Below are 585 nucleotides of genomic sequence, written 5' to 3' on the forward strand. Positions count from 1 at the left end.
ATGCCAAGATGGCACATGGAAAACGCTTAGGTGAAGCCTTGGCACAGTTGTCCGAAAAGCAGGTCAGCCAATTTTGGGAGCGTATTCGCGCGACAATGCAAGATCCCGGCAAAAAAACCATGATATGTGACAAGGTAAAGCTGGCTGGTATGCCTACACATAGCATAGATTACATGCGTGTTGAGAAATCTTCGGGTGTGGCTGCCAAACCGAGAGAGCAACACCAGTGGGAAATGTCTGTCAATAATTACTTATTATGTAAGTGATATTGCCAACTAACGATACTAAATTTTAATTTAAACTAATTTTTCAGTATTTTATATTGATGAAGGGGTTGTTTTTTTTACTCGGAATTTTTAGTGTTTTAGCCTGGACTTACCAATGAATTCGGTGATTAAAATTATCGATTCTCGTATATTATCTGTGACGTTGGTTCTGCCACTTTTGTTCTGCTGATATGCCTGAAAAACGTTTTAAGCAGCGTTTCATCTGTTTGCTCTAAAAAACCGAAGTAAAGTCATTACCGCTTGTTGGGAATAGCACTGTTAGATGAGTGTATGCGTTATTCCTTTATTGCGCAAAGTT

At 39.1% G+C, this 585-nt stretch carries 1 protein-coding gene; it reads left to right on the forward strand.

Annotation, left to right across the window (positions count from 1 at the left end):
* The coding region (locus J5224_RS34175) for a hypothetical protein (RefSeq protein ID WP_264629290.1) at positions 1-266 on the forward strand (266 nt) is incomplete at its 5' end.
* Positions 267-585: the final 319 nt, after the last annotated feature.

The organism is Candidatus Symbiopectobacterium sp. NZEC135 (assembly GCF_025962695.1).